Annotated in this window: 1 protein-coding gene; it reads left to right on the forward strand. The window is 46.1% G+C overall.

Translation table 11 applies throughout. The features are described from left to right. Window positions 1–776 (forward strand): THUMP domain-containing protein (locus tag A3763_RS01575; protein ID WP_231872066.1); only part of this gene is annotated, 776 nt, incomplete at both ends.

Here is a 776-nt window from a genome sequence, read left to right on the forward strand (position 1 = left end):
CTGCTGGCGTGAGTGCCGAATTAGATAAATCTTTGTTGTATCGTGTATTACTTTGGTCGCGAGTTGCAAATCGGGTTTTACTTGAGCTTTGTTCACATAAAGCGGAAACGGCTGATCAAATTTATGACGCAGCTTATTCTATAGACTGGAGTCGATATTTCGATTGTACGGCTAGTTTTGCGGTCGATTTCTCTGGGCAAAATGAACATGTCAACAACACTACCTTTGGTGCTTTGCGAGTAAAAGATGCAATTGTTGATAAGTTTCGTGACCTTGTTGGGGACCGGCCCTCAGTTAGTCGAGCCGAGCCTGATATCCGTATATCAGCCAGGTTGGCAAAAGGGAAAATTAACGTAAGCCTCGACTTGTCAGGTGAAAGTCTCCACAAACGCGGCTATCGTTCTGTTACCGGTGCTGCGCCACTCAAAGAAAACCTTGCCGCCGGATTGCTTTTGCTGAGTGGCTGGCCTAAGCGTTACAACGACAGCGCTAGTTTTATTGATCCAATGTGTGGCTCTGGCACTTTGCTTATTGAAGCGGCAATGCTTGCTACCAATAAAGCGCCAGGACTTGCTCGCGAGCGCTGGGGGTTTGAGTGTTGGAAAGGTCATGATGAGCGATTATGGAGTGCGCTTCGTCAGGCTGCTTTAGATTCATTCGAAAAAGGCTTAGGTTCATATCAGGGGCGTATTACTGGTTTTGATCAGGATTCTAGAGTTGTGGCGAAAGCTTGGGATAATGTTAGAAAGGCAGGCTTTGATAAGATTATTCATGTG

Source organism: Oleiphilus sp. HI0128 (genome assembly GCF_001635365.1).